Origin of the sequence: Pollutibacter soli, assembly GCA_029269725.1 — a bacterium.
Taxonomy (GTDB): domain Bacteria; phylum Bacteroidota; class Bacteroidia; order Chitinophagales; family Chitinophagaceae; genus Pollutibacter; species Pollutibacter soli.
Window position 1 is genome coordinate 369,488 of sequence record JARJHS010000002.1, and the last position, 23,734, is coordinate 393,221.

Below are 23,734 nucleotides of genomic sequence, written 5' to 3' on the forward strand. Positions count from 1 at the left end.
TTGCTTTAATTTTAAATCTGCAATTTTTTTCCGGAACGTATGGGGCAAAGGGACTATCCTAGAGTGAAACGAAGCAATATCTGGAGTGATAATAATGCATTGATGATGCTCATTATCCTCAATGTAATTGTGTTCGTTTTACTGCATATGATCAAAACGATCTATGGATTGTCTTTCATGAAGGAAGAAGCGTTTATGAAAAACACTTATTCCTGGTTTACGATGCCTGCCGATCCCCAGAAATTTTTTCAACGTCCGTGGACAATACTCACCGCACAGTTTGCCGAGCTCAAGACGATGCTCCTGTTAAGTAATTTATTCTGGCTCTGGACATTCGGCTACATATTACAAGATCTGGTAGGTAACAGGAAAATAGTTCCGCTTTACCTGTATGGTGGTATTGCAGGCGGTATCATTTTTCTTCTTTCGTTTAATTCGTTGCCGCAATTGAAAAGTCTTGCAGACACAGAAGTGTACAATGGTGCAATCACTTCGGTTATTGCTATTGCCATTGCCACAACGGTGATTTCTCCCAATTACAGATTATTTCCAATGATCAGCGGAGGTATCCCTCTCTGGATCATTTCTATCATTTTTGTTGTTGTCGACTTCGCATGGATATCCAGGCAGCCGGGACTTTTCTTCCCGCACATCGCCAGCGCAGCGGTAGGTTTTTCATTTGCAAAAGCTTTACAAAGAGGAATTGATTGGGGAGCATGGATGGGAAATCTGTACGACAGGTTTATGAATCTTTTCAATCCGGAAAAGAAGAACATCAAAAGAAACCCTGTAAAACAGGAAGTGTTCTATAATACGCGCGGCCAGAAGCCATTTAAAAAAACAGCCAATCTTACGCAGCAGAAAATTGACGAGATCCTGGACAAAATTAACCAGAAAGGATACGACCGGCTGACCGAAGAGGAAAAAGACCTTCTGAAAAGAGCCAGCGAAGAAGATCTGTAACTTTAATTCATGCAGCAGTTCTTTCGGAATTTTTTTAAGAGGTTGCTGATTTTCATCAATGTACTGACTGCACTCCTGTTTATTACCAGTTCCCTGACCCCGCATTTTGATCCTCGTAACTGGTGGTTCTCTGGTTTCCTTGGATTGCTTTTCCCTTATCTTCTTGCTGGTGTTTGTTTCTTCATTGTGTTCTGGCTTTTTGTTACGCCCAAAAGAATTATTCTCAATATTTTTTGTTTGCTCGCTGCGATTCCAGCAATCAAAAATTTTCTCCCTTTTAATTTTGCAGCTCCTTTTGCAGTCGAAAAAAAGGATAGTACACTCAGGGTGATGAGCTGGAATATCAGGCGGTTTACAGCATTCGACGCCAAAAATTTCAATCCCAATCAGTTGGCGAATAAGCCAGCAATTTTTGCAGAAATCAAAAAATACAATCCTGATGTGCTGTGCCTGCAGGAGTTTTTTACTACTACGGATGTCAATAACAATATCCGGCAGATACAACAGGAACTGGGATTTCGATGGTTTGTTTTTGCCAAAGACAACCACCAGCAATACAGGCATCTTAGCGGTACTGCCATTTTTTCCAAGTACCCGATAGTGGATTCGATGATTCTCACCTATCCGGATTCTATGGCACGCGCTGCGGAAAATGTAATTGCAGCTGATATTGTTGTCCATAGTGATACTGTGAGAATATTTACCCTGCATTTACAGTCATTCGGATTCCGGCCGCGTGATTATACGAGTTTCGGAAAAATAAAAGCTCAACAGGACACCAATCTTGTCGCGTCAAAAAATCTTTTCCGGAAAATGAAGCAGACATTTTATCTGCATGCTTTCCAGGCAGATTATCTTAAAGAAAACATCAGTAAAAGTCCGCACCCGGTAATTGCCTGTGGTGATCTGAATGATGTGCCTAACTCTTATGCATACCATACTGTCAGGAGCCGGATGAACGATTGTTTCCTCGAGCGCGGAACGGGTTTTGGCAAAACTTTTACCAGCACCACATCACGGGTGTTGAACATTTTGCCTACTTTAAGGATTGACTATATATTTGCAGACCCTGTATGGGAAACCAGACAGTTCACCCGTATGCAGCGGAAACTATCGGATCATAACGCGTTGATCGTGGATCTGGTAAAAATGGAGAATAATGAAAAGTAATTTTTTTACAACGTCGATTCCACCCTTTTCAGCAGTATTTTTCTGTTGTTGTTGATCCATTACCACCCGTTCCGGCTTCATCTCCTTATTATCTTTGGATTTTTCATTTTGAAAATTTATGGCATCGCTTAAAGTTTATAACTCACTCACCAGGGCTAAAGAAACATTCGAAAGTATAACTCCGGGGCATATCGGGATGTATGTGTGCGGACCCACGGTAAGCGGTGAAAGCCATCTCGGTCATGCACGGCCATTCATCACTTTTGATATTTTCTATCGCTATTTCATGAGCCTTGGTTACAAGGTGCGTTATGTGAGGAACATTACAGACGCCGGACATTTTGAAGAGGAGGGCAGGGAGGCAGAAGATAAAATCGCAAAGAAAGCAATCCTGGAAAAACTGGAACCAATGGAATTGGTACAGAAGTATACCAATCTTTTCCATTGGGCGATGCACCAGTTCAATAATCTTGATCCAACCATCGAGCCAACTGCAACGGGTCATATTGTTGAACAGATTGTAATGATTGAAAAGATCATTGCTGCCGGATACGCATATGTAGTCAACGGTTCGGTATATTTTGATGTCGACAAATACCATTCAGATTATGGTGATAAAGGAATGCCGTATGGAATATTAAGCGGACGCATACTCGAAGACCAGCTGGAAACAACAAGAGACCTGGATGGCCAGGATGAAAAACACAGTAAGGCTGATTTCGCGCTCTGGAAACATGCTGCTCCTGAACATATTATGCGCTGGCAAAGCCCCTGGGGAGAAGGATTTCCGGGATGGCATATCGAATGTTCTGCAATGAGTACCAAGTACCTGGGCGGTCAGTTTGATATACATGGCGGTGGAATGGATCTGCAGTTTCCGCATCATGAATGCGAGATTGCGCAGAGCGCTGTATGCAATCATGAAATCCCTGCACGATACTGGTTGCATAATAACATGATCACCATTAACGGAAAGAAGATGGGAAAGAGTTATAACAACGTGATTAAGCTCACTGAACTTTTTTCAGGTTCTCATCCGCTGTTATCGCAGGCCTTCAGTCCGATGACAATCAGATTCTTTCTTTTACAAACCCATTACCGCAGTACCCTGGATTTCAGTAATGAAGCATTAATTGCCGCGGAAAAAGGATTAAGAAGGGTGTGGGATGCTTTTCAGAAATTGAATAAACTGGAGTATACCACTACTGAAGATGAGAAACTGATCGATCAGGAACTCAGTGCCAATACCACCCGTTTGCTTAATGAAATGGATGAGTTTATGGCTGATGATTTTAACACAGCGAAGGTGCTGGCAAATATATTCGAACTTGTTCCGCTGATCAATTCGATACGTGACAAACAGGTAGCCGTAACAGTGATACCAATAAGTCTTTTTGAAAAACTGAAGTCGCAATTCAAAAAATACCTGGTGGAAATTTTCGGATTGAAGGATGAACTGCAGCAGGAAAGCAATAAGCTGGATGCGGTATTGCAATTACTTGCCGACATCAGGAGTGAAGCAAAACTTCGAAAAGATTTTACAACTTCAGATAAGATCAGGAATCAGTTGCTGGGAATGGGTATCCAGATGAAGGATGAGAAGGGCGGCGGAGTGAGTTGGACGATTGAGAAGTAAATAGTAAGTACTAAGTAGGAAGAAGTAAGAAGGAGATTAAAGTTGAAGGTTTAAAGTGATAGGTTGTAAGTGATCTGCTGCTAGATCCGGATTCATTTAATACGATGACGAGTGTAACGTGCACGTTCCGGATAATTGCTTCAAGAACCCGATTGCTCTATAGGTGCGCCAGGGAATTGCTGATAATCATCCGGCTTGTAATGACTGCATAATAATGGATTCCGCCTGCTCGACCCAACGATGATATTCCGGTGATTGTTGATTATGGTTTGGGATGTACTGGATTAGTTTACTGAGATCAAAATGATCTGCACGAATCCCTGCGCCATTTTTTTGTGCATCTGCTGCATTGCAGCATTGCTCAAACTGTCCTTCTACAGGCACCATCATCACAGGTTTGGAAAGATACATTGCTTCACAAACCGATTCAAAGCCTGCCGTAGTTGCCATCGCATTACAACTGGCCATCATCTCCATAAATTTCCTGTCATTCAAAGAATGAAATGAAAGCGTTTCATCATAAATCCATTCGCCTTTGTGATCGTTCTTCAATTGATTGCAATCCATGAAACAATGGATGCTGATTTCCGGATGTTGCTTGTGCCATTCAATGATTTGATTTTTATATCCGCTGTTGACAAGATATACAAGAATGAAATTCTCCTTCCCTGGACTCATTTTTCTTATCGCGGTGCGCAATACAGGGGGGATAACGATGATCTGTTCCGAAATCGAGGAAGGAAGTTGGTACATCGATATCGCCAGGATTTTATGAGAGTGTAACGCGACAAAACGTGTGTACCATTTCAGGATATTTTTTCTGATCCGGCTGGTTTCGGGGAAATGAAACCCGGGATGCAGGTATACGAATTGGTGCGCGATGGAAAAGGTTCTGATTTTTTCACGATAAACGAGGTTATATATTGCAGCCAGCGGTTCGTAAAAATTGATGACGACATCAGGCTTGTGAAAACGGATCAGCATATTGATCTTCCTGATGCTGCTGATATAATCTTTAACCCTGAATAAATTATGGAAAACTGTTTTACCTGCGAGTACAGATTTGTTTTCGGTGTCCGTAACAAATCCCGGGCTGGGTATGGTAACAACTGGTGAATTGATTGCGGCCGGGAAAAAAGCAGGAAGAGTCTTTTTACCGGACATACCAACTACAACGCAACAAACTTCGTGATTATGTTGCTGTAACATTTCACTGATGGTAATGGCCTGAGTTAAATGCCCACGCCCCTCACCTTGTACAAGAAATAAAAATGATTTTTTTTTCATTAGAAGAATTGGTTGAGGTTTCAGGAATTGATAATGGATTCAAGTACTTCATCGATATCAGCAGAAGGAGCACTACCATCGACAGAATGTTGGCCGGTTTCTTTAAGCCATTCATTGTAGTAAATGATTTTCCAGTCGCCGTTTTCAGTTTCGACAACAGCGCTTAATGTTTCCACCCAATCGCCGCTGTTCAGGTAATGAATCCCATTGATTATTTTGTCAGCAGGCTGATGTATATGGCCACAGATAATTCCCTGGCATTTTTCAGTTGCTGCTACAGCACATAATTCGTTTTCAAAGTCAGAAATAAAACTCACGGCGGATTTCACACGCTGTTTGACTGTCGCCGAAAGTGAATAATATGGCAAACCTTTTTTTCTGCGATAGTTATTGTAAAGACGGTTAACCCAAAGAAGAAAAGTATAACCTGTATCTCCGAGCCTGGAGATCCATTTCAGGTTGGTTGTAACGGAATCAAAAATATCTCCATGAACAACAAAGTATTTACTGCCTTCCGATTCATGAACATAATCTCTGAGGATAGAAAAATTTCCAACTTCCAGTGGAAGGATTTCGTCAAGGAAATCATCATGATTGCCGCGGAGATAAATGATTTTTGTAGCGCTGGAAGAAAGTCTGTTTAATAAAAGTTTGAAAAAGGCAGTATGTTTTTTCTTCCATTTACCTGATTTACTCAGCTGCCATCCATCAATAATGTCGCCATTCAGAATCAATGTTTCGCAACTATGTTCCCGGAGAAAATGTACAGCTTCTCTTACATGGGAATTCCTAATACCCAGATGAATGTCCGAAATAATGATCGTCCTGTAATGCGTTTTCAAATGCGAGGTTTTGTAAAGAACCAAATATTGTCTTAACCTATTGTTGCCTGTAGATTATGCTTATGTGAAGGGAATAAGATGAAAAAGTTATCACAGGAATTCAGTTCTGTGATTTCTGTTGAACGCTATGGCGTAAATTGGGTTCATGCATTATTTACCACACCTGGAAAAGGATCGCAGGCTTAAGAAGATTATGGATTCGCATGGCCCGCTAAAACTCAGGAAGCAGAAGGATCTCTGTAATTATTTATGTGCATCGATCATGAGTCAGCAGCTTTCAACAAAAGTGGCTTCTGTTATTCATGGACGTTATATCGAGTTGTTCGGGGGAAAAGAGCCGGAACCGCAAAGAATAATTGATACGCCTCACGAAAAACTTCGGGCCATTGGTCTTTCAAATGCGAAAGTTAGCTACGTAAAAAATGTTGCGGAGTTTGCTATTGTCAAAGGGATGAGCCACGACAAACTACATCCTATGACTGACGATGAAGTGATTGCTTATCTGACGGAAATCAAAGGCGTCGGCAGATGGACTGTGGAAATGTTATTGATGTTTGCATTGCAACGGGAAGATGTTTTTCCTGTGGACGATCTCGGTATCCGCCAGGCAATTGCCGGCATCTACAAAATAAAAACCGGGGATAAAAAAGAGCTGACCGAAGCCATGTATCGCATCGCAAAAAAATGGTCACCATACAGGACCTATGCGAGTATGTATCTGTGGAGATGGAAGGATACGCTGAACGTTTAACGTAGAACGTTGAACGTAGGAACCTGATGACGCAGAGCCGTTTCTGGACTGGGTATAACAAAACAGGATGGGTAACTGCCTTCGCAAGCGCTAACGTTCTACGTTAAACGTTCTACGTTTAACGTAAAGAGAGTTCTTTCAAAAGATATCCTGCCCCGCCGAGTTTATCAATACACCAAAGAATATAACGTACATCAACGCAAATGGTGCGGTTGAGGTTTTTATCAAATGCCAGTTTGTGACTGATGGCTTCATAGTTTCCATCAAAGGATAAACCGATCAATTCACCTTTTCCGTTAAGTACAGGAGAGCCGGAATTGCCACCGGTGATATCATTTGTAGTAATGAATGTTACTACAAGGTCGTTCCTCGATTTATCAATATATGTCCCGTAATCTTTTTTTGCAGCGAGCTCTCTTAGTTTAGCCGGGAGTTCAAATTCGAAATCACCGGCCCGGTATTTTTCAAGTACGCCCGTCATTGTGCAGACATAGTCATATTTTACCGCATCCCTGGGTTGATAGTTTTTTACACTGCCATAACTAAGACGCATCGTAAAGGTGGCGTCTGGATACATTTTTTTTGTGGGACTCATTTCGCGTAGTCCTTTCAGATAGATCCTGCTGTATTCATTGTTCGAAGCAGTAAACCGTGTAAAATATGGGTTGTATTTGCTGTCATAATTTTTGATAAACTTATCTGCGATAGAATATGCTGCATCATTCTGTAATTGGTTCGCATCCGGTCGTGAAGCAAATGCCTTCCATTTCGAATCATCCAGTAAAAATGTTGTACCAAAAACATTGGCTGCATATTTATCCCATGTAGACTGATCTTTCAGATCTCCATATGTGTTACGTACATTTTCATAAAAGCCAATAGGATGCTGATTCTTATCGATGTTCTGGTAGAACATGCTGAGCATTTCTGCAAGAATTTTTTTATCGGAAGCGATATTTTCATCTTTGATAAATTCCTCGCGGCGTGCACTAGCAGCCGCCAAAGCTTTTTTAGTGTCTGCATGATCCGGTCCTTTTCTTACGAGGCTGGCTTCCAGGTTTGCAAGTGAGTTGGCAAATGCCAGCAATGGAGAACCTAGTATTCCTTCCCTGATGTACATACGATGAGCTGCATAAGGTTTCCACTGATCATATGCTTTTTGCCAGTCAGGAAACAAATTTTCATAAACAGGTTTTCCTTTGGCCCATTGCTGGAATGTAGCTTCTTCTGCCTGTTTGCGTTGAAGTATATTGTATTTGATTAATTGTTTTGTTTCACCATCAAAAAATTTCCAGTAGTTACTGATAGTCGAATGTGCAGAACTCAGCTGAAGCCTGGTGGCAGGATCTTTTTTCATTTCTGCTAACATCAATTTCAGTCGCACATCACGTAATTCAACCAGCGCCGGATTTTCTACCGTTGTTTTCAGAGCTACACCGTATGATGTTTCATAACGATTGGTAGATCCCGGATAACCATAAGTCATTGCATAATCACCATCTTTTACTCCTTTGACAGAGATCGGCAAAAAGTATTTTGGTTTGAAAGGGATATTGTCAGTAGCGTATTCTGCAGGTTTACCATCTTTGCCTGTGTATATTCTAAAAATTGAAAAATCGCCTGTGTGTCGTGGCCATTCCCAGTTATCCGTATCGCCGCCATAATTTCCAACGGATTCTGGTGGTGCTCCTACAAGGCGGATATCCCTGTATTCCTGGTACACAAAAAGCAGGTACTGATTACCTTTGAAAATTGATTTCAATTCCGCTTTAATAAACTGATCGGGCTTGCTGTATTGACTATTGATTTCTTCAGTAAGCTCAAGAATTTTTTTTGCCCTATCAGTTACACTAAGGCCATTGGTTGCGCTATCTATTTTAGAAGTAAAATCTTCAACACTTACAAGAAACTCGACTGTCACATGCTTTGCCGGGATCTCATCAGCCTTGGATTTTGCATAGAACCCGTCCTTCAGATAATTGTTCTGTACTGAGCTTGCATCGGCAATCGCATCATAGCCACAATGATGATTTGTAAAGATGAGGCCCTCATTGCTCACTACTCCGCCAGAACAGCCCCTGTTAAACATGATGATCCCGTCTTTTATCGAAGGTTTATTGATGCTGTAAAGTTGTTCTTTAGTTAATAGCAGGCCTTTTTTCACCATATCATTATAAACATCCTGACCAAGAAGCATGGGTAACCACATGCCTTCTTCAGCGATACAGCATAGGGATATAAAAAATGAAATGAGAGCAACCAATGACTTTTTCATGTGTGTAACGATGTATTAAGACAAACCTACTGTTTAAAAATCAATTTCAACATGACCATCAACGGTCCTAAGTTTTAATTTTACTACAAAATTTCTCATATGATTTTAACTACTACCCCTACTGTAGAAGGACGTTCCGTCAGGGATTATCTGGGTATCGTTTCCTCCCAAACCATTATCGGCGCAAACTTTTTCAAAGACATTCTCGGTGGCCTGCGTGATGCTTTCGGAGGTCGCAGCAGCACTTATGAAAGGGTTCTTGAGGAAGCAAAAGAGTATGCCATCACTGAACTTTCGCAAAAAGCTCATGCAGCAGGAGCTGATGCTGTTGTAGGTATCGACCTGGACTACCAGGCCATCGGAGCCAATGGAAGTATGCTGATGGTGAGTGCCAGTGGTACTGCCGTTAAGCTGGGGTGATTACGTTCAACGTTCAACATTAATGTACAGGTTCCTGCAGATTTTTCCAAAGCAGATCTTTTAATTGAACCAATCCTGATCCTGATACTCCCGAAATAAATACATGAGGGATATTTGCCGGCAACTCTTTGCTGATGGCTGTTTTCAATTCGTCGTCAAGCATATCCGATTTGCTGATAGCGATGATGAATTTTTTATCCATCAGTTCAGGATTGTATTTTTCAAGTTCCTGAAGTAGTATCTCCAGTTCTTTTTTATGATCCTTACTATCTGCAGGGATCATAAAAAGTAAAACAGGATTTCTTTCAATGTGACGAAGGAACCGATGCCCCAATCCTTTTCCTTCTGAAGCGCCTTCAATGATCCCTGGCAAATCGGCAATACAAAATGATTTTCCTTCGCGATATTCAACCATGCCCAGTTGAGGTGTCAACGTGGTAAATGCGTAATCAGCAATTTTCGGTTTGGCCGCAGTGATAGCAGAAAGTAATGTTGATTTTCCTGCATTTGGAAATCCAACCAGACCTACATCAGCAAGTACTTTTAGTTCGAGGACTTTCCAGCCTTCAACGCCTGGTTCGCCGGGCTGGGCATATTCGGGTGCCTGGTTGGTTGCTGTTGCAAAATTTTTATTTCCAAGTCCGCCACGTCCGCCTTTCAGCCAGATGACTTCCTGACCGTCTTCCAAAATCTCAGCTTGTTTTTCGCCCGTTTCTTCGTCACGCGCAATGGTTCCTAACGGTACTTCAATAATAATGTCTTTCCCATCGCGACCAGTCATGTTATTCTTATTGCCACCCTGTCCGTTTTCCGCTAACACATTCTTATAATAGCGCAGATGCAGTAGTGTCCAGAGATGCTTACTACCTTTCAGAATGATATGGCCACCGCGACCCCCATCTCCTCCATCAGGTCCGGCTTCGGGATTGAATTTTGTGCGCATGAAATGCCTGCTTCCCGCGCCGCCATGCCCGCTTTTGCAGAAAACCCTGATCTGGTCTACGAAGTTTGATTTTTCCATCAGGCCGCAAATTACGTTAAACGCTGAACGTTCAACGTTTAACGTTTAACGTTCGACCCAGTGTATGATAAAGTTCTTCCTGCTTTGGTCTGTTTGCTTCCTGTTCAGGCAGAGGTTCGCAGGGTTGCCAGAAGTTTTTCATTTCTTGAGGAAGCTGCTGATAAAGTTGTGTGCCTGCAGTCTTCCAGGCGATCATTTCATCGCTCACCTCTTTCACTTTCTTCGCGGGATTTCCTGCCATCACGCTGCGTCTTTCAATCTTCTCGCCCTCTTTTACAAAACTCAATGCTCCAACGATGCATTCATCTCGCAATACAACATTATCCATGATCACGGAATTCATTCCTATGAGGCAGTTTTTTCCGATATGCGCGCCATGAATGATCGCTCCATGACCGATATGTGCTCCTTCCTCCAGCACCACGATAACTCCCGGAAACATATGAATAGTACAGTTTTCCTGGATATTGCATCCATCTTTAATAACGATTCCTCCCCAATCGCCACGAAGGGCTGCTCCGGGACCGATATAAACATTTTTACCAATAATTACATTTCCGGTTATGCATGCCTGTGGGTGAACAAAGGAGCTCGGGTCTGCCACAGGTGTAAAACCCCTGAATGCATAGAACATATGCTGATAGTTATAGATAGCTAAATCAAACGGAAATATTAAAGTGAAGATGTTCCGCCAATCAATGCTTTACCTGTACGGAAGCAGGTTCCTTTAAATAGTGCAACCTGGTCATTATACTGATTACGTACATGTATCAGGTAAACGCCTGTACTTCTGCCATCATGGATTTCTTCTGCCTCAGCAATCAGCTCATCACCCACATGAACAGCTTTTGTGAAAGTAATCGTTACATCCAGCGCCACAGATAAATTATTCCGGTTGTTACAGGCAAACGCAAATGCACTGTCGGCAAGGGAAAACGGGATTCCACCATGGATGATTCCAAAGCCATTCACCATTTCCTTGCGGATCACCATTTTTATTTTACTGTAGCCAGCTCGAATGTCTATTACTTCAACACCCATCCACTGACTGAAAAAATCATTTTTCATCATATGCGCTACTACATCGCTTGCTAATTGTTGACCTGCCATATTAAATGTTTTTAGCGTCCGGTAAATAATGGTGTTCTTTTTTCAAGGAAGGCGTTTATCCCTTCTTTAAAATCTTCGGTATTCGCAGCAGCCTGTTGCAACTGATCCTCCAATGTTAATTGCTGTTCCAGCGTATTGGAAAATGATAGGTTCAATGCTTTTTTCGTCAATGCAAAACTTCGGGTAGGCATTGCTGCCAGTTTTTTTGCGATGGAAACGGATTCTGATACAAATTGGTCGTCGGGTATACAGCGGTAAATCATACCCATTTTTTCCGCTTCTTCTGCGGACACTTTATCTCCCAGCATCGTAAGAGCAGATGCTTTTTGCCAGCCGATAAGACGAGGTAAAAAATAAGTGCCACCACTATCCGGGACCAATCCTAATTTGGAAAAAGCCTGTATAAAAGATGCATAAGAAGTGGCAACAACGATATCGCAGGCCAGGGCGATATTGGCGCCGGCGCCAGCTGCAACACCATTTACAGCCGCCACGACAGGTAATTCTATCGATCTTATTTTTTTGATGATTGGATTATAATGCTCATGTAAAATTTTCTGCATCCCCGGGCCTTCAGGATCGATTACTTCAGCCAGGTCCTGCCCGGCAGAAAATCCTTTTCCTTCCCCGGTGAGATAAATACAGCGAACAGCATTATCTTTTTCAAATGTTTGAAATGCATCAATCAATTCCATCGACATTGCGCGATCGAAAGCGTTTAATTTTGCCGGTCGGTTTAAACGGATGAAGCCAACACCATCTTCTATATTTATAAGCAGTGAAGACATATCATGTGAAAGTAACGTGGATTGAAATGGATTCACTATAACTAATGACACTTAAAATAATCAAAAGGCTCAAGACAATTTTCGCACCGGTACAAAGCTTTGCATGCGGTAGATCCGAATTCACTGATCACTGTTGTATCCGCAGACCCGCAGTTCGGACAAACAACCTTTGAATTGTCTTTTCCTGAAGCTGAATATTGTGGTGGTGCTATACCATAGGCCTTTAACTTCTCACGGCCGGCATCGGACATCCAATCTGTTGTCCATGCGGGTGAAAGTACCTGTTTTATTCTGAAATTGGAAATGCCGTTCGCAAACAAGATCATCCTGATTTGTGTAGAAATAACATCCATTGCAGGGCATCCGGAGTAAGTAGGAGTGATCGTTATTTCCCAGAAAGGATTTATTGGATCGTTGATCAGTTCCACTTTTCGGACTATTCCAAGGTCAAGGATCGATAACACTGGTACTTCAGGGTCTTTTACTGATTCCAGCCATTCCAGAATTGTATGTTCAGTAAGAAGTTTCATGATCTACCATTCCATACCGGGATAGGTTCGCTGCATATATTGCATTTCTGCAAGTAAATAACCCAGGTGTTCTGTGTGCATTCCCTGCCTGCCTCCTTGTTGCGTCCATTTCTGAAGTCTGAACTCAAGGGTAGCTTCTTCAAATACAGGATTTACCAACGAAATCCACTTCTCTCTCAGCGTAACCGGATCGACTGCCATGTTGGATTCAGTCAACATTTTTTCTTCATCGGAAGCAATAAAAAATTCGCCAACATAATCTTTAAGTATATTCCATGAAGCGATCATTTTTTTCCGGCTTTCCGTTGTGCCATCCCCTAATCGTATCACCCATTCTTTGCTCCATCTTACATGGTAAGCCACTTCCTTGAGCGATTTTTCAGCAATTGCCGCAATTTCCTGGTCTGAAGCGTCTACCAGTTTTTCATATAACAAATACTGATACTGACTGAACAGGTATTGACGCAAAACAGTAAATCCCCAATCTGAATCCGGAAGCTCGAGAACAAGGAAGTTTTTAAACTCACGGGTATCACGCAGGTATGCAAGGCTGTCTTCGGTTACTCCCGCTCCTGCCCGGCTTGCAGCATACTGGTAGAAATATCTTGCCTGGCCCAGAAGATCAAGTGAAATATTCGTCAGTGCGATATCCTGTTCCAAAACAGGTCCGTGGCCACACCATTCACTGTTTCTGTGACCAAGAATGAGAGCATTATCAGCCAGGTGCAAAAGATAATTGTGGAGATGATCCATAATATTAAATACTACGCACAATTACATGTGAGTAATGGAATCCGGAATGTTATAAAATGTGGGGTGACGATACACTTTATCATTTGCAGGCTCATAAAGCATTCCTGATTCATCAGGATTCGATGCATGGATATCTTCACTTCTCACCACCCAGATACTTACTCCTTCCATCCTGCGCGTGTAAACATCGCGTGCATTCTCTATGGCCATAGCAGCATCGGCAGCATGCAGACTTCCTACATGCTTATGATCTAAACCTTGCTTACTCCTGATAAATACTTCCCACAAAGGCCAGTTCACTTCTGCAAAATTGTTCTTATTGTTTTCAGAAGCTGAACCACCTGCATCAGGAATATCTCCGTAATAAAATATGTTTACATGATTTAACATAGTGATTTGTTTATTTCAATTCAGGCAGCCCGTTGTTTATTTTTTTGTTTTTCAGCATGTGCAAGTGCAGCATCCCGAACCCAGGCACCATCAGTATGTGCTTTTCTTCTTGCTTCAAGCCTTTCCTTATTGCATGGACCATTCCCTTTTACCACGTTCCAGAATTCCTCCCAATTGATTTCTCCGAAATCATAAGATCGGCGTTCTTCATTCCATTTAAGGTCGGGATCCGGTAACTGCATGTTTAAAACTTTAACCTGCTCTGCGATCATATCAACAAAACGCTGGCGCAGTTCATCATTGCTTTGTCGTTTAATTTTCCATTTTGTGCTTTGATCTGAATGTGTTGATTCGCTGTCTTTTGGTCCGAACATCATCAGCGAGGGCCACCACCACCTATTGATGGCATCCTGGCACATGGCTCTCTGGATTTCAGTGCCCCTGCTCAACGTTAACAGGATTTCAAATCCCTGCCGTTGATGAAAACTCTCTTCTTTACATATCCTGATATTTGCGCGGGCATATGGTCCATAAGATGTTCGGCAAAGCATTACCTGATTAAGAATGGCAGCTCCATCAACCAGCCAGCCTATGGCACCCATATCTGCCCATGTCAGCGTCGGGTAATTAAATATCGAGGAGTACTTCGCCTTGCCCGAGAGCAGATCTGCAACAGTTGATTCTCTGCTCACACCTAATGTTTCTGTCGCTGCATACAGATACAAACCGTGACCCGCTTCGTCCTGCACTTTAGCGAGAAGAATCGCTTTCCTCTTTAAAGTCGGAGCGCGGGTGATCCAGTTCCCTTCCGGCAACATGCCGATGATTTCACTATGCGCGTGTTGACTGATCTGCCGGATGAGCGTTTTTCTGTAAGCTTCCGGCATCCAGTCGCGAGGCTCGATCTTTATTTCATCTTCAATTTTTTCCAGAAATAATTCCTCAGGGTTCTGTGCCATATTCAAGCATTTTGAACAATATGTAAAACTACAAAAAACCGATAAAAACTAACAGTTGTTAGTCGGAATTGATCCAGGGGTACGAATCTTTTAACTTATACCTTACTGATTAACAGGATTTCCAGAGCAAAACTGTTGTCTTCGTTTTAATGGTGGGTGACTCAGGCACCCGTTTACTTGCAACCCGTCCCGGGAATGATTACCTTATACTTAGGTTACTGTTATGAACGAATTTTCAAGAATCATACGATTGCTCACGAGGCCGGTCGCCGCATGGAGGGAAATTGAGGCTGATAACAGAGCTATAGCATCAATTTTCTTCCGGCTTGTCCTGCCTTTTTTATTATTGGGATCGGTCGCGATTTTTATTGGGTACGGAATTGTGGGACTGGACACCTTCATCCTTAAGATAAAGGGAATCAACTGGGGGTTATGGTTTGGTTTGAGATATTTAATTACAGGTACTATTGTATTCTTCGCCTGCACCTATGCTATCGATATGCTGGCACCGGTATTCCATTCGGAGCGAAACCTTATTAAGTCAGCACAACTGATCGCATATTCATCAGTCCCATCATGGATTACTGCTTTATTGCTGTTTTATCCTTTTCTGGGATTTTTAGGTTTACTGGGATTATATGGAGTGTACCTGTTTTATAAAGGTCTGCCTGTTCTTAAAAAAACGCCTGCAGATAAGCGCATCATTTACATGCTTGTTTCCGCTTTGCTGATTATTATTCTTTCATGGTTGATACAAATTGGAGTGGGCAGTGTACTCGAACAATTTTTTGGAGATCCTTATGCGAGTAATGTTGAAGAGTTCAGAAATCTGAACAGGGGAAAATGAGATGGTCAATATCAACGATCATCAAAATTGATAAACAAGTCCGGACTTCGTGGATGACTCTGGCAGGTTAGGATAAAACCCTGAGTCAACTCATCTTTTCCTAATGCATAATTTGCTTCCATTTCTACTTCGCCGATAAGGAGTTTTGCTTTGCAACTGCTGCATATTCCTCCCTTGCATGCATAAGGCAGATCCATTCCCTGGTGAAGAGCAGCATTCAGGATGGAATCACCATAATAATTGAGTGTGAATGAGGATGCTTTGCCATCCAGCATTATGGTGACTTTTGCCTGCTCACCTGAAGTTGAAACAGAAGAACTATCTTTTTTTGAAGTAAGCTGTTGCTCTCCCGGAGTGGTGAACAATTCAAAATGAACTTTTTTTTCTTCGACACCCTGTTCAGACAAAAAACCATTCACTGAACGGATCATTTGCTCAGGTCCGCAAATAAAAAATTCATCTATTGTTCGGATATTGATCAATTTTTTAAAAAGCTGGATGCATTTTTCAGCATCGATCCTTCCTGAAAATAGTGGAAGTTCCGCTTCTTCCCGACTTAGAATATGAATCAACCTGAAACGAGTCATGTACTGATTTTTCAGGTTTTCCAACTCCTCCCGAAATATGATCGAATTGCGGTTTCGGTTACCATATACTAAAGTGAACTCACTTTCCGGTTCAAAAAACAATATTGCCTTGAGAATGGAAATGATGGGTGTGATACCACTCCCAGATGCAAAAGCGAGATAATGTTTTTTCTGAGCTTTATTTAGCACCGTATGAAAACTTCCGGTGGGCGTCATTACGTCCACCTGGTCTCCGACCCTGAAGAACTCGTTTGCAAATCCGGAAAATTTTCCTGATTCAGCTTTCTTAATTGCTATCCTCAGGCTTTTCTCATGCGGGCTCGTACAAATCGAATATGACCGGCGAAGTTCTGTGCCATCAATTGTTTTACGGAGGGTCAGGTTCTGACCATGAATAAATGCGAACTGATCCTTGAGGTGTTCTGGAATTTCGAACTCGACAGAAATGCAATCCGGAGTTTCTTTTCGGATATCCCTGATCGTAAGCGGATGGAAATGAACTGCCATAGGTAAAGGATCTTATTGTGCTGCAAGGCCATTGATGATATTCACAACCATACTGTCCTCCAGTTCAGCGGCGCTGATATTTTTCTTTGTACGATGCCAGAACTCAATCCCCCGCACCGCACTAAGCAGGAGCAGAACAACGGCATAAGGCTGAATTTTTCGGATCTGCTTTTTCTTAATGCCGTCTTCAATAATCATTTCGAGGCGACGTACATAAATTCTTCTTTCATTGTAGAAAGTCGTGAGATAAGGTTCGTCGAGGTATTTACTTTCATTATTCGCGACGAGCACTTCATCAATGCGATCGACCCACATGCGGATATGAAACCGGATCACCTGTTCTATTTTTTCAATGCTGGACATCGTGTCGTTTGCTTCCAGTTCGTTGAGTTGTGTCGTAAATGTATTGGCAATTCTGAAACAGATTTCCTGGAGCAATTCAGCCTTTGAGCTGATATGGTTGTAGAGACTGGCAGCTTCAACTCCTACATCACCCGCCAGATCACGCATACCGGTAGCGGAAAATCCTTTCTCACGAAAAAGCCTGGCTGCCGCCAACGTGATCAGCTCTTTCCTCGAACTATTTTTTTTACTCCTGATTCTTGCCATACCTGCTGCGAAACTACAAAATAAAGCTAACAGCTGTTAGTGACGTTGTTCGTTCATCGTTCTTCGTTCATCGAAACAGCCTTCGGAACAAAACGAAATACGAACAACGAACAACGAATAACGAAAAACGGATAACGCCTCAATAAACTGGTCGATAAGATTTCAGTAGTGTAGTGAGATCCACTCCGGACTTCTGTTGCTTTTTGGGGATGACAATTAATGGACTGAGATTGGGTATGATGCTTTTTATTTCTTCTTCTGAAGCTGTGTTGGCATCAGCAAAGCGCCAGGTCTTTCCGCCATCACTGGAAACCCCAACAAGATGAGAAACTGAACTGACTGGCTGTCCATTGATTTTGAGTTCGCTGAATTGTTCAACAACACATTGCATCGGACTCGCTTTTGTGATCAGTCTTATTACAGATCCTGCTTTCATCTGGCTGAATTCCACACCTTTCAACGCATCCATTTCCTGGCGGAGATAAGATGCAAATTCATTTTCACCACCCATCATGGCAACCAGATTGGTATTGTTGTATTTGACAAACCCAATAAAATCTTGATCCCTGAATGATTGAAGCATTGAATCAGCAGCAGTCCTGATGTTGGAAGCAAGCGTAACAGAATCAGTTTGCGCATTTAAAAATGGAGCACAACTACAAAAAAATAAAATGCACAAAACACGTTTCATCAGGGTAATATTTCTACGGAAAATTACAATTTCCGACTACCTTTGCAAAGTTAAAAAAAAACGCACATGTCGCTTATCGTTGTCGGTTCAATGGCCTTTGATTCTATCGAAACTCCCTTCGGAAAAAGTAACAAAATCGTTGGTGGTGCGGCCACTTATATAGCCTGGAGTGCCTCAAATTTTGTTAAACCTGTTCAACAGATTTCCGTTGTCGGTGGTGATTTTCCCGAATCAGAGCTGAAATTACTGGCTGACAGGGGCGTAGATCTGGAAGGGGTGCAGATAAAAAAAGACCAGAAATCTTTTTTCTGGGCCGGGAAGTACGATATGGATATGAATTCCAGGGAAACACTCACGACCGAACTGAATGTATTGGCTGATTTCAATCCGGTAGTGCCTGAATCATATGGTGACAGCGAGTTCCTCATGTTGGGTAATCTGGCTCCGGCGGTTCAGCATAGTGTTATCAAACAACTGAAGAAAAGGCCAAAACTCATCGTGATGGATACGATGAATTTCTGGATGGAAATCGCGATGCCTGAACTGGAAGCTGTTATAAAAGATGTCGATGTACTTCTTGTTAATGACAGTGAAGCCCGCCAGCTCAGTGCTCAATATTCATTGGTGAAGGCAGCGCGTGAGATCATGAAAATGGGTCCGAAATACCTGGTGATAAAAAAAGGTGAACATGGCGCGTTGCTGTTTTATGGCGACCAGGTTTTTTATGCTCCGGCACTGCCACTCGAAGATGTATTTGATCCAACGGGAGCCGGCGACACATTTGCCGGGGGTTTTATTGGGCATATCGCACGCACTCGGGATATTTCTTTTGAAAACATGAAGACTGCAATCATTGTAGGTTCTGCGATGGCATCTTTCTGTGTCGAAAAATTCGGAACTACCAGGCTTCGTGAGATCAGCAAAGAAGAAGTTGATATTCGTATACAACAGTTTGTTGAGCTTGTAAATTTTGATATCGAACTGGTTTAACCTGAGCTCAGTTCCGATACACTAATACAGCAGCTTTACGGATTATTTTTCTTTTCCCATCCAGGTGGAACAGATCGATGACCAGGTAATAAATTCCGCTAAGTAACAGCTGATTTCTGTCGTTGAGGCCGTTCCAGCGAAAGTAGCCTTCAGTGCCGCACACCTGATTTTTTACAAGGTTGTTCACCAGGAAACCAGCCTGGTTAAATATACTGATACTGCAATTATACCCTGGTTTATCCAGCTTATAGCTGATAGTTAACTGATCATCATGCCCATCATTGTCGGGAGAAAATATTTTCAGATCAGTAGAGAATTCATCTTCTGATGGAATATGTCTTTTGAACTGTGAGTTTTTTCTGCCTGGAGTAGCATAACCTGCATCACTTGCTGCAGACATCCAGTTAGATGCATCCTGTGTTTTTGCAAACGGATCTATTCTTTCCAGCGATACACCTTCCGGATCATTCACTAATGGATAGTGCATTTTTTCTGAATAGGAGAATTCGTCGATCACATCACCTGAATTATTTAAAAGTATAACTGAGCCTTTATCATCCGGCCACGAAGGCAGGTTATCAACATTAAGAAATGCAACATTTTTTCTGATCTCATACTCCTTGCTGACGATCATGAAATCTTCCGATACCAAATAGTAATCGCCCGGAAAAATCAACTGATGCTGATTGCTCAAACTCACCATGCCGGTGATTTCACCTGTATTGTTACGTCCTGCCGCTAATAGGTTGTTTAAATCAATTATACTATTTCCTGCATTATAGATTTCAACAAAATCGATTCCTGATGGCCGTGGATTAAAAAGTATTTCGTTTATAATAAGTCCTTCATATGATTTACCTGCAAATCCCGTTTTTATCTCCAGTGTGAGATTGTTGCGTGATCCATAACAATCGGGAATGGACGAAGCTGATAGGGTAAATACATGATCCGGCATCAACGGTTCAGACAACAGAAGCACTGCTGTATTAAAAAGCGGAGGCTGAACCGTTATCTGCTGCGGTTGCCCGATGCCGTTATCAATAGTAAATACGTCGTTTTCCAGCGTAATCATAGCGCTATCGACAGATTTATTAAATACCACTACAATGTGAAGACTGTCTGTTGCAAAGCTGGAAATAATTGACAATGGGACTTCATCAATGAAAGAAGAAGTTATTGCATTCTTTTTGCCAGGTGTACCGCCAACCGGCGAGACACTGAATCGCCAGTTCTTCCAGCCGCTGCAAGGTTTACTTTCATCCATCATTTCCAGCGACCAGCCTCCGTTTACTTTCACAGGGTCAGGAAAACTGTCAATATTATACTCGATTCCATGTATGAGCCTTCCGTCAGCCGCAAAAAGCATAAGCTGATCTTTGCGGTTATCCAGCGAGGGAAATCCACTGATGCCAGCGGTAGTACCAAATTTTTCAAAAGCAGTTTTATAAGCATTTGAACATATAATAAGAAAACTATCCGGCGGCAATCCGATATTTTCGGTTATGCGTCCGCGGCTATTCCCGTCGCTGATAATCCATCCAAGGAGAATGATTGTATCGTTGGAATTGTTTTTTATTTCTATGAATTCGGCCTCGGGAAGACCAACAGAAGGATTTGGATCGGCGAGGAGCTCGGTAATAACAATATCATAGATTTTTACAGGTTGTGCATCCGCAGAACTCCATCCAATAAGACAAAACATCACCGGTATCCAGGCCTTCATGGAATAAAATTAACTTCACTGACATAGCTGAGAAGGGGAAAAACAACAATTATTTGGAAGAAAAAACTTTCCCTTTTATTTTTGCTCTCCAATGTTTAACAATAAGAAACATACAAAGAAGACCAAGCTTTTCCTGACGGAGGAAGGTTGAGAATATTTGTATGTACAGAATATATTTAAGCCTTCCTGAAACGGGAGGCTTTTTTATTAACCAAAAACCAAAAACTCCGGAAGGAGACAAACAAAAAAATCATGAAAGTTGCAGTTGTAGGTGCTACAGGCCTGGTAGGCACAAAAATGTTACAGGTTCTCGCGGAAAGAAATTTCCCTGTGGATGAACTGATCCCGGTGGCTTCTGAAAGATCAGTAGGTAAGGAAGTGGAGTTCAAAGGGAAGGCATATAAGGTAGTAACTGCAATTGATGCCATTGCATTGAAACCGGATGTTGCGATATTTTCTGCGGGTGGAAGTACTTCCCTCGAGCAGGCCCCTAAATTTGCGGAAGCAGGAATTACAGTAATCGATAATTCATCGGCATGGAGAATGGATCCAACCAAGAAACTGGTTGTACCGGAAATCAATGCGCATGTACTTACCGCTGAGGATAAAATCATCGCAAATCCAAACTGCTCCACTATTCAGATGGTAGTGGCTTTGAATGATCTTCATAAAAGATATAAGATCAAAAGAATCGTGGTTTCCACTTACCAGAGTGTAACGGGTACTGGCAAGAAAGCAGTTGATCAGTTGATGGGCGAGCGCGGAAAGGCTATGAATGGATCCTCCGGAGATTACCCGATGGCCTATAAATATCCGATTGATCTCAATGCCATTCCACAAATCGATGTATTTCTTGATAATGGATATACCAAAGAAGAAATGAAGATGGTGAATGAAACCAGAAAGATCATGGGTGATGATAGTATCCGCGTGACCGCAACTACTGTCCGTATTCCTGTGATGGGTGGACATAGTGAAAGCGTTAACGTGGAATTTGAAAAAGATTTCGATCTTGCTGAAGTGAGAAAAATATTATCGGCCACTGCAGGTGTAGTACTGGTGGATGACACAGCGACTCAGCAATATCCTATGCCGAAAGATGCACACGAACGTGATGAGGTTTTTGTTGGTCGTTTAAGAAGGGACGAAACACAACCGAATACATTAAACATGTGGATTGTGTCTGATAATCTTCGCAAAGGTGCCGCAACAAATGCAGTGCAGATCGCTGAATATCTGCAGGAAAAAAACCTTTTGTAAAAAATCGTGGTAGTAGAATAATAAACAAAATGCCTGGCAAATTCAGGCATTTTGTATTTGTAATTTTATTCAAAATCGCGAATTGGTGCGGCACCCTGACTTCAGTCCGTTTGATAACCATCGAACTCTGGCCACCCAATGAATTACCTTAAAACCTATAACTTAACACTTACCAACGTCAGTGTTCAATTGCGCGATTTATAAACTTTATGACCGGCGTGAGCGTGAGCAATGTATTTGCTGATTCTTTTAAAAGTTCAGGTGATTGAAGTTCTTTATCGGAAACTTTCCTCATGGCAATAAAATTTTTCAGCTTGATATATTTTGCTGCGGGATTATCCGGTTCATAACCACGAGGGACACGCGATAAGGATGATTCGGATGAAAAGTCTAACCCGTTATAAACATCCTTAAACTTTTTTGCATTGACAAGCTTGCTGAACTCATCGAAGCAATAATCAATTTCCTGTCTTACTTTCTGCAATTCCTGTGGCATGGGTGCCCACAGTCCACCACCGATAAAAGAGTTTCCCGGCTCAAAATGGAAATAGTACCCTCCGAAAATCGATTTCTTTCCACCCCGGTTGATAGATGCGCCAAAATTTGATTTGTAGGGCGATTTATCTTTCGAAAATCGAACATCCCTGTTGATGCGAAACAGGCATTCTTTTGCTTTGATTCCCGCTAATTCCGGATCTTTTTTGCCGGTTAAATCAATTAATTGTTGAATAAACAATTCGAAATCTTTCCTTGCAGCTTCATATGCAGGACGATGAGCATCAAACCAGGATTTGTTGTTATTCTTTTTTAATTCTTTCAGAAAGCGAATGGAAGATGTTTGAAGCATCTGTGGAGTTTGGCAAGACAGTTGTGATCTGCTAATACTATTCCCTCACAAACAACCGGGGTTTCTTTCGGTTATAGTTTGATGTTAGCAGCCTTTCTTTATAAGTAAAAAATAGCTATAGCTCAGACTTTAGATACGGCTCCAGTTTTCACCACTTTTGATCCTGTAAAGGGTCATTTCACTGACTCCGTATTTTTCTGCCATTTGTTTATAGGTCAGTTTTCTTTTTGGATCACCAAGCAGTTTTTTTATCGTTTTTACCTGGTTCGCATTCAATTTCAAACCTGTTGTCCTGGATGCCTGTACTTTTTTATAAGCAATTTTTGCAGGAGATTTTTGCTGATGATCAGAAACTTCTTCCTGGCTTGCCCATTTAAGATTTGCGGCGCGGTTGTCCAGTTTATTATGATTGATGTGAACTACGTATTTGAATTTAGGAGATGCTTTCTTATGAAATAATTTGGCAACTTCCCTGTGAATATAAATGGTGCCTTTACTATTAGGACGATGCAGGTTCAGGCTCCTGTACCCGGTGGTGAGTGATCCGTTCAGGAGTTTGCCATCTTCAACTATATCGTTGGTGTAACTGGCAACGCGGCCTTGATTAGACACGGCGTATTTTTTTCTGAGTTCCTTCCATCCCGGGAACTGCAGCGATTTCCATACTTCACCGGTTAATTTTTTAATCATAAGAAAAGAATTTAGATTTCTAATTTACTAAAATTGAATTTCAAAAGCTCAATATTTTTTTAAACGCATGAACTGTTTTATTGTTTCC

The 23,734-nt window shown here is 41.9% G+C and carries 25 protein-coding genes; 8 read left to right on the plus strand and 17 right to left on the minus strand.

Translation table 11 applies throughout. The features are described from left to right. Positions 1-39: 39 nt before the first annotated feature. From P2W82_RS06120 to cysS, 3 genes are all read left to right on the plus strand, one after another. Positions 40-963, plus strand: coding sequence for a rhomboid family intramembrane serine protease (locus P2W82_RS06120; protein ID WP_336514966.1), 924 nt, complete (start codon positions 40-42; stop codon positions 961-963). 9 nt (positions 964-972) lie between these two features. After that, entirely contained in the window at positions 973-2,133 is a 1,161-nt protein-coding gene (locus tag P2W82_RS06125) for an endonuclease/exonuclease/phosphatase family protein (RefSeq protein WP_336514967.1), read from the plus strand. A gap of 118 nt (positions 2,134-2,251) precedes the next feature. After that, positions 2,252-3,769: a cysteine--tRNA ligase gene (gene cysS / locus P2W82_RS06130; RefSeq protein ID WP_336514968.1), complete on the plus strand. Its 1,518-nt coding sequence runs from the start codon at positions 2,252-2,254 to the stop codon at positions 3,767-3,769. Positions 3,770-3,955: 186 nt separating this feature from the next. Here cysS and P2W82_RS06135 read toward each other — a convergent pair whose 3' ends face one another. Together P2W82_RS06135 and P2W82_RS06140 are read right to left on the minus strand one after the other, a co-directional pair. Next, the gene (locus P2W82_RS06135; RefSeq protein WP_336514969.1) at positions 3,956-5,056 is read right to left on the minus strand and encodes a glycosyltransferase family protein; all 1,101 of its coding nucleotides are present in this window, start codon (positions 5,054-5,056) and stop codon (positions 3,956-3,958) included. A 20-nt stretch (positions 5,057-5,076) separates the two neighbouring features. After that, positions 5,077-5,898, minus strand: coding sequence for a UDP-2,3-diacylglucosamine diphosphatase (locus P2W82_RS06140; protein ID WP_336514970.1), 822 nt, complete (start codon positions 5,896-5,898; stop codon positions 5,077-5,079). Between the two features lie 145 nt (positions 5,899-6,043). On the opposite strand from P2W82_RS06140, the gene P2W82_RS06145 reads away from it, so the two are divergent. Then, on the plus strand, positions 6,044-6,649 hold the full coding sequence (locus P2W82_RS06145) for a DNA-3-methyladenine glycosylase family protein (protein ID WP_336514971.1): 606 nt from the start codon (positions 6,044-6,046) through the stop codon (positions 6,647-6,649). Positions 6,650-6,767: 118 nt separating this feature from the next. On the opposite strand, the gene P2W82_RS06150 is transcribed toward P2W82_RS06145, so the two are convergent. After that, on the minus strand, positions 6,768-8,924 hold the full coding sequence (locus tag P2W82_RS06150) for a S46 family peptidase (protein ID WP_336514972.1): 2,157 nt from the start codon (positions 8,922-8,924) through the stop codon (positions 6,768-6,770). 99 nt (positions 8,925-9,023) lie between these two features. Between P2W82_RS06150 and P2W82_RS06155 the strand changes: the two genes are divergently transcribed. Beyond that, entirely contained in the window at positions 9,024-9,344 is a 321-nt protein-coding gene (locus P2W82_RS06155; protein ID WP_336514973.1) for a heavy metal-binding domain-containing protein, read from the plus strand. A gap of 19 nt (positions 9,345-9,363) precedes the next feature. On the opposite strand, the gene obgE is transcribed toward P2W82_RS06155, so the two are convergent. From obgE to paaA, 8 genes are read right to left on the minus strand one after another with little or no spacing between them, the layout of a single operon-like run. Then, entirely contained in the window at positions 9,364-10,365 is a 1,002-nt protein-coding gene (gene obgE / locus P2W82_RS06160; protein ID WP_336514974.1) for a GTPase ObgE, read from the minus strand. 31 nt (positions 10,366-10,396) lie between these two features. Beyond that, positions 10,397-10,999: an acyltransferase gene (locus P2W82_RS06165; RefSeq protein WP_336514975.1), complete on the minus strand. Its 603-nt coding sequence runs from the start codon at positions 10,997-10,999 to the stop codon at positions 10,397-10,399. 38 nt (positions 11,000-11,037) lie between these two features. After that, positions 11,038-11,475, minus strand: coding sequence for a hydroxyphenylacetyl-CoA thioesterase PaaI (gene paaI, locus P2W82_RS06170; RefSeq protein ID WP_336514976.1), 438 nt, complete (start codon positions 11,473-11,475; stop codon positions 11,038-11,040). A gap of 11 nt (positions 11,476-11,486) precedes the next feature. Next, positions 11,487-12,263, minus strand: a complete 777-nt coding sequence (locus P2W82_RS06175) for an enoyl-CoA hydratase-related protein (RefSeq protein ID WP_336514977.1) — start codon at positions 12,261-12,263, stop codon at positions 11,487-11,489. Positions 12,264-12,304: 41 nt separating this feature from the next. Beyond that, positions 12,305-12,793, minus strand: coding sequence for a 1,2-phenylacetyl-CoA epoxidase subunit PaaD (gene paaD / locus P2W82_RS06180; protein WP_336514978.1), 489 nt, complete (start codon positions 12,791-12,793; stop codon positions 12,305-12,307). 3 nt (positions 12,794-12,796) lie between these two features. After that, on the minus strand, positions 12,797-13,546 hold the full coding sequence (gene paaC / locus P2W82_RS06185; protein WP_336514979.1) for a 1,2-phenylacetyl-CoA epoxidase subunit PaaC: 750 nt from the start codon (positions 13,544-13,546) through the stop codon (positions 12,797-12,799). Between the two features lie 21 nt (positions 13,547-13,567). Then, complete coding sequence (gene paaB / locus P2W82_RS06190; RefSeq protein ID WP_473741691.1) at positions 13,568-13,936, minus strand: 1,2-phenylacetyl-CoA epoxidase subunit PaaB; 369 nt, start codon at positions 13,934-13,936, stop codon at positions 13,568-13,570. A 20-nt stretch (positions 13,937-13,956) separates the two neighbouring features. Then, entirely contained in the window at positions 13,957-14,895 is a 939-nt protein-coding gene (gene paaA, locus P2W82_RS06195; RefSeq protein ID WP_336514980.1) for a 1,2-phenylacetyl-CoA epoxidase subunit PaaA, read from the minus strand. Between the two features lie 223 nt (positions 14,896-15,118). Here paaA and P2W82_RS06200 point away from each other — a divergent pair, with 223 nt between their 5' ends. Continuing rightward, positions 15,119-15,742 carry a Yip1 family protein gene (locus tag P2W82_RS06200; RefSeq protein ID WP_336514981.1) on the plus strand — a complete coding sequence of 208 codons (624 nt, stop codon included), beginning with the start codon at positions 15,119-15,121 and terminating at the stop codon, positions 15,740-15,742. An 11-nt stretch (positions 15,743-15,753) separates the two neighbouring features. Here P2W82_RS06200 and paaE read toward each other — a convergent pair whose 3' ends face one another. The 3 genes from paaE to P2W82_RS06215 form a co-directional block, all read right to left on the minus strand. Further along, positions 15,754-16,836 (minus strand): 1,2-phenylacetyl-CoA epoxidase subunit PaaE, encoded by a 1,083-nt coding sequence (paaE, locus tag P2W82_RS06205; RefSeq protein WP_336514982.1) that lies wholly within the window; start codon positions 16,834-16,836, stop codon positions 15,754-15,756. Between the two features lie 12 nt (positions 16,837-16,848). Next, positions 16,849-17,445 carry a TetR/AcrR family transcriptional regulator gene (locus tag P2W82_RS06210; protein ID WP_336514983.1) on the minus strand — a complete coding sequence of 199 codons (597 nt, stop codon included), beginning with the start codon at positions 17,443-17,445 and terminating at the stop codon, positions 16,849-16,851. Between the two features lie 139 nt (positions 17,446-17,584). Next, the gene (locus P2W82_RS06215; protein WP_336514984.1) at positions 17,585-18,136 is read right to left on the minus strand and encodes a hypothetical protein; all 552 of its coding nucleotides are present in this window, start codon (positions 18,134-18,136) and stop codon (positions 17,585-17,587) included. A gap of 66 nt (positions 18,137-18,202) precedes the next feature. On the opposite strand from P2W82_RS06215, the gene P2W82_RS06220 reads away from it, so the two are divergent. Then, on the plus strand, positions 18,203-19,126 hold the full coding sequence (locus P2W82_RS06220) for a PfkB family carbohydrate kinase (protein ID WP_336514985.1): 924 nt from the start codon (positions 18,203-18,205) through the stop codon (positions 19,124-19,126). A 7-nt stretch (positions 19,127-19,133) separates the two neighbouring features. Here P2W82_RS06220 and P2W82_RS06225 read toward each other — a convergent pair whose 3' ends face one another. Continuing rightward, on the minus strand, positions 19,134-20,849 hold the full coding sequence (locus tag P2W82_RS06225; RefSeq protein WP_336514986.1) for a lamin tail domain-containing protein: 1,716 nt from the start codon (positions 20,847-20,849) through the stop codon (positions 19,134-19,136). Between the two features lie 252 nt (positions 20,850-21,101). On the opposite strand from P2W82_RS06225, the gene P2W82_RS06230 reads away from it, so the two are divergent. After that, positions 21,102-22,109, plus strand: a complete 1,008-nt coding sequence (locus P2W82_RS06230) for an aspartate-semialdehyde dehydrogenase (RefSeq protein WP_336514987.1) — start codon at positions 21,102-21,104, stop codon at positions 22,107-22,109. 178 nt (positions 22,110-22,287) lie between these two features. Here the strand turns inward: P2W82_RS06230 and P2W82_RS06235 are convergent, their stop codons facing one another. Both P2W82_RS06235 and P2W82_RS06240 read right to left on the minus strand, forming a co-directional pair. Further along, complete coding sequence (locus tag P2W82_RS06235; protein WP_336514988.1) at positions 22,288-22,956, minus strand: DUF2461 domain-containing protein; 669 nt, start codon at positions 22,954-22,956, stop codon at positions 22,288-22,290. A 129-nt stretch (positions 22,957-23,085) separates the two neighbouring features. Next, complete coding sequence (locus P2W82_RS06240; protein WP_336514989.1) at positions 23,086-23,646, minus strand: NUMOD4 domain-containing protein; 561 nt, start codon at positions 23,644-23,646, stop codon at positions 23,086-23,088. Between the last annotated feature and the right edge of the window lie 88 nt (positions 23,647-23,734).

Excerpts from the sequence above, each read along its gene's own strand:
- P2W82_RS06120 (WP_336514966.1), top strand. The coding sequence starts at position 40 with ATGGGGCAAAGGGACTATCCTAGAGTGAAACGAAGCAATATCTGGAGT.
- P2W82_RS06125 (WP_336514967.1), top strand. The coding sequence starts at position 973 with ATGCAGCAGTTCTTTCGGAATTTTTTTAAGAGGTTGCTGATTTTCATC.
- cysS (WP_336514968.1), top strand. The coding sequence starts at position 2,252 with ATGGCATCGCTTAAAGTTTATAACTCACTCACCAGGGCTAAAGAAACA.
- P2W82_RS06135 (WP_336514969.1), bottom strand. The coding sequence starts at position 5,056 with ATGAAAAAAAAATCATTTTTATTTCTTGTACAAGGTGAGGGGCGTGGG.
- P2W82_RS06145 (WP_336514971.1), top strand. The coding sequence starts at position 6,044 with ATGCATTATTTACCACACCTGGAAAAGGATCGCAGGCTTAAGAAGATT.
- P2W82_RS06150 (WP_336514972.1), bottom strand. The coding sequence starts at position 8,924 with ATGAAAAAGTCATTGGTTGCTCTCATTTCATTTTTTATATCCCTATGC.
- P2W82_RS06155 (WP_336514973.1), top strand. The coding sequence starts at position 9,024 with ATGATTTTAACTACTACCCCTACTGTAGAAGGACGTTCCGTCAGGGAT.
- obgE (WP_336514974.1), bottom strand. The coding sequence starts at position 10,365 with ATGGAAAAATCAAACTTCGTAGACCAGATCAGGGTTTTCTGCAAAAGC.
- P2W82_RS06165 (WP_336514975.1), bottom strand. The coding sequence starts at position 10,999 with ATGTTCTATGCATTCAGGGGTTTTACACCTGTGGCAGACCCGAGCTCC.
- paaI (WP_336514976.1), bottom strand. The coding sequence starts at position 11,475 with ATGGCAGGTCAACAATTAGCAAGCGATGTAGTAGCGCATATGATGAAA.
- P2W82_RS06175 (WP_336514977.1), bottom strand. The coding sequence starts at position 12,263 with ATGTCTTCACTGCTTATAAATATAGAAGATGGTGTTGGCTTCATCCGT.
- paaD (WP_336514978.1), bottom strand. The coding sequence starts at position 12,793 with ATGAAACTTCTTACTGAACATACAATTCTGGAATGGCTGGAATCAGTA.
- paaC (WP_336514979.1), bottom strand. The coding sequence starts at position 13,546 with ATGGATCATCTCCACAATTATCTTTTGCACCTGGCTGATAATGCTCTC.
- paaB (WP_473741691.1), bottom strand. The coding sequence starts at position 13,936 with ATGTTAAATCATGTAAACATATTTTATTACGGAGATATTCCTGATGCA.
- paaA (WP_336514980.1), bottom strand. The coding sequence starts at position 14,895 with ATGGCACAGAACCCTGAGGAATTATTTCTGGAAAAAATTGAAGATGAA.
- P2W82_RS06200 (WP_336514981.1), top strand. The coding sequence starts at position 15,119 with ATGAACGAATTTTCAAGAATCATACGATTGCTCACGAGGCCGGTCGCC.
- paaE (WP_336514982.1), bottom strand. The coding sequence starts at position 16,836 with ATGGCAGTTCATTTCCATCCGCTTACGATCAGGGATATCCGAAAAGAA.
- P2W82_RS06210 (WP_336514983.1), bottom strand. The coding sequence starts at position 17,445 with ATGGCAAGAATCAGGAGTAAAAAAAATAGTTCGAGGAAAGAGCTGATC.
- P2W82_RS06215 (WP_336514984.1), bottom strand. The coding sequence starts at position 18,136 with ATGAAACGTGTTTTGTGCATTTTATTTTTTTGTAGTTGTGCTCCATTT.
- P2W82_RS06220 (WP_336514985.1), top strand. The coding sequence starts at position 18,203 with ATGTCGCTTATCGTTGTCGGTTCAATGGCCTTTGATTCTATCGAAACT.
- P2W82_RS06225 (WP_336514986.1), bottom strand. The coding sequence starts at position 20,849 with ATGAAGGCCTGGATACCGGTGATGTTTTGTCTTATTGGATGGAGTTCT.
- P2W82_RS06230 (WP_336514987.1), top strand. The coding sequence starts at position 21,102 with ATGAAAGTTGCAGTTGTAGGTGCTACAGGCCTGGTAGGCACAAAAATG.
- P2W82_RS06235 (WP_336514988.1), bottom strand. The coding sequence starts at position 22,956 with ATGCTTCAAACATCTTCCATTCGCTTTCTGAAAGAATTAAAAAAGAAT.
- P2W82_RS06240 (WP_336514989.1), bottom strand. The coding sequence starts at position 23,646 with ATGATTAAAAAATTAACCGGTGAAGTATGGAAATCGCTGCAGTTCCCG.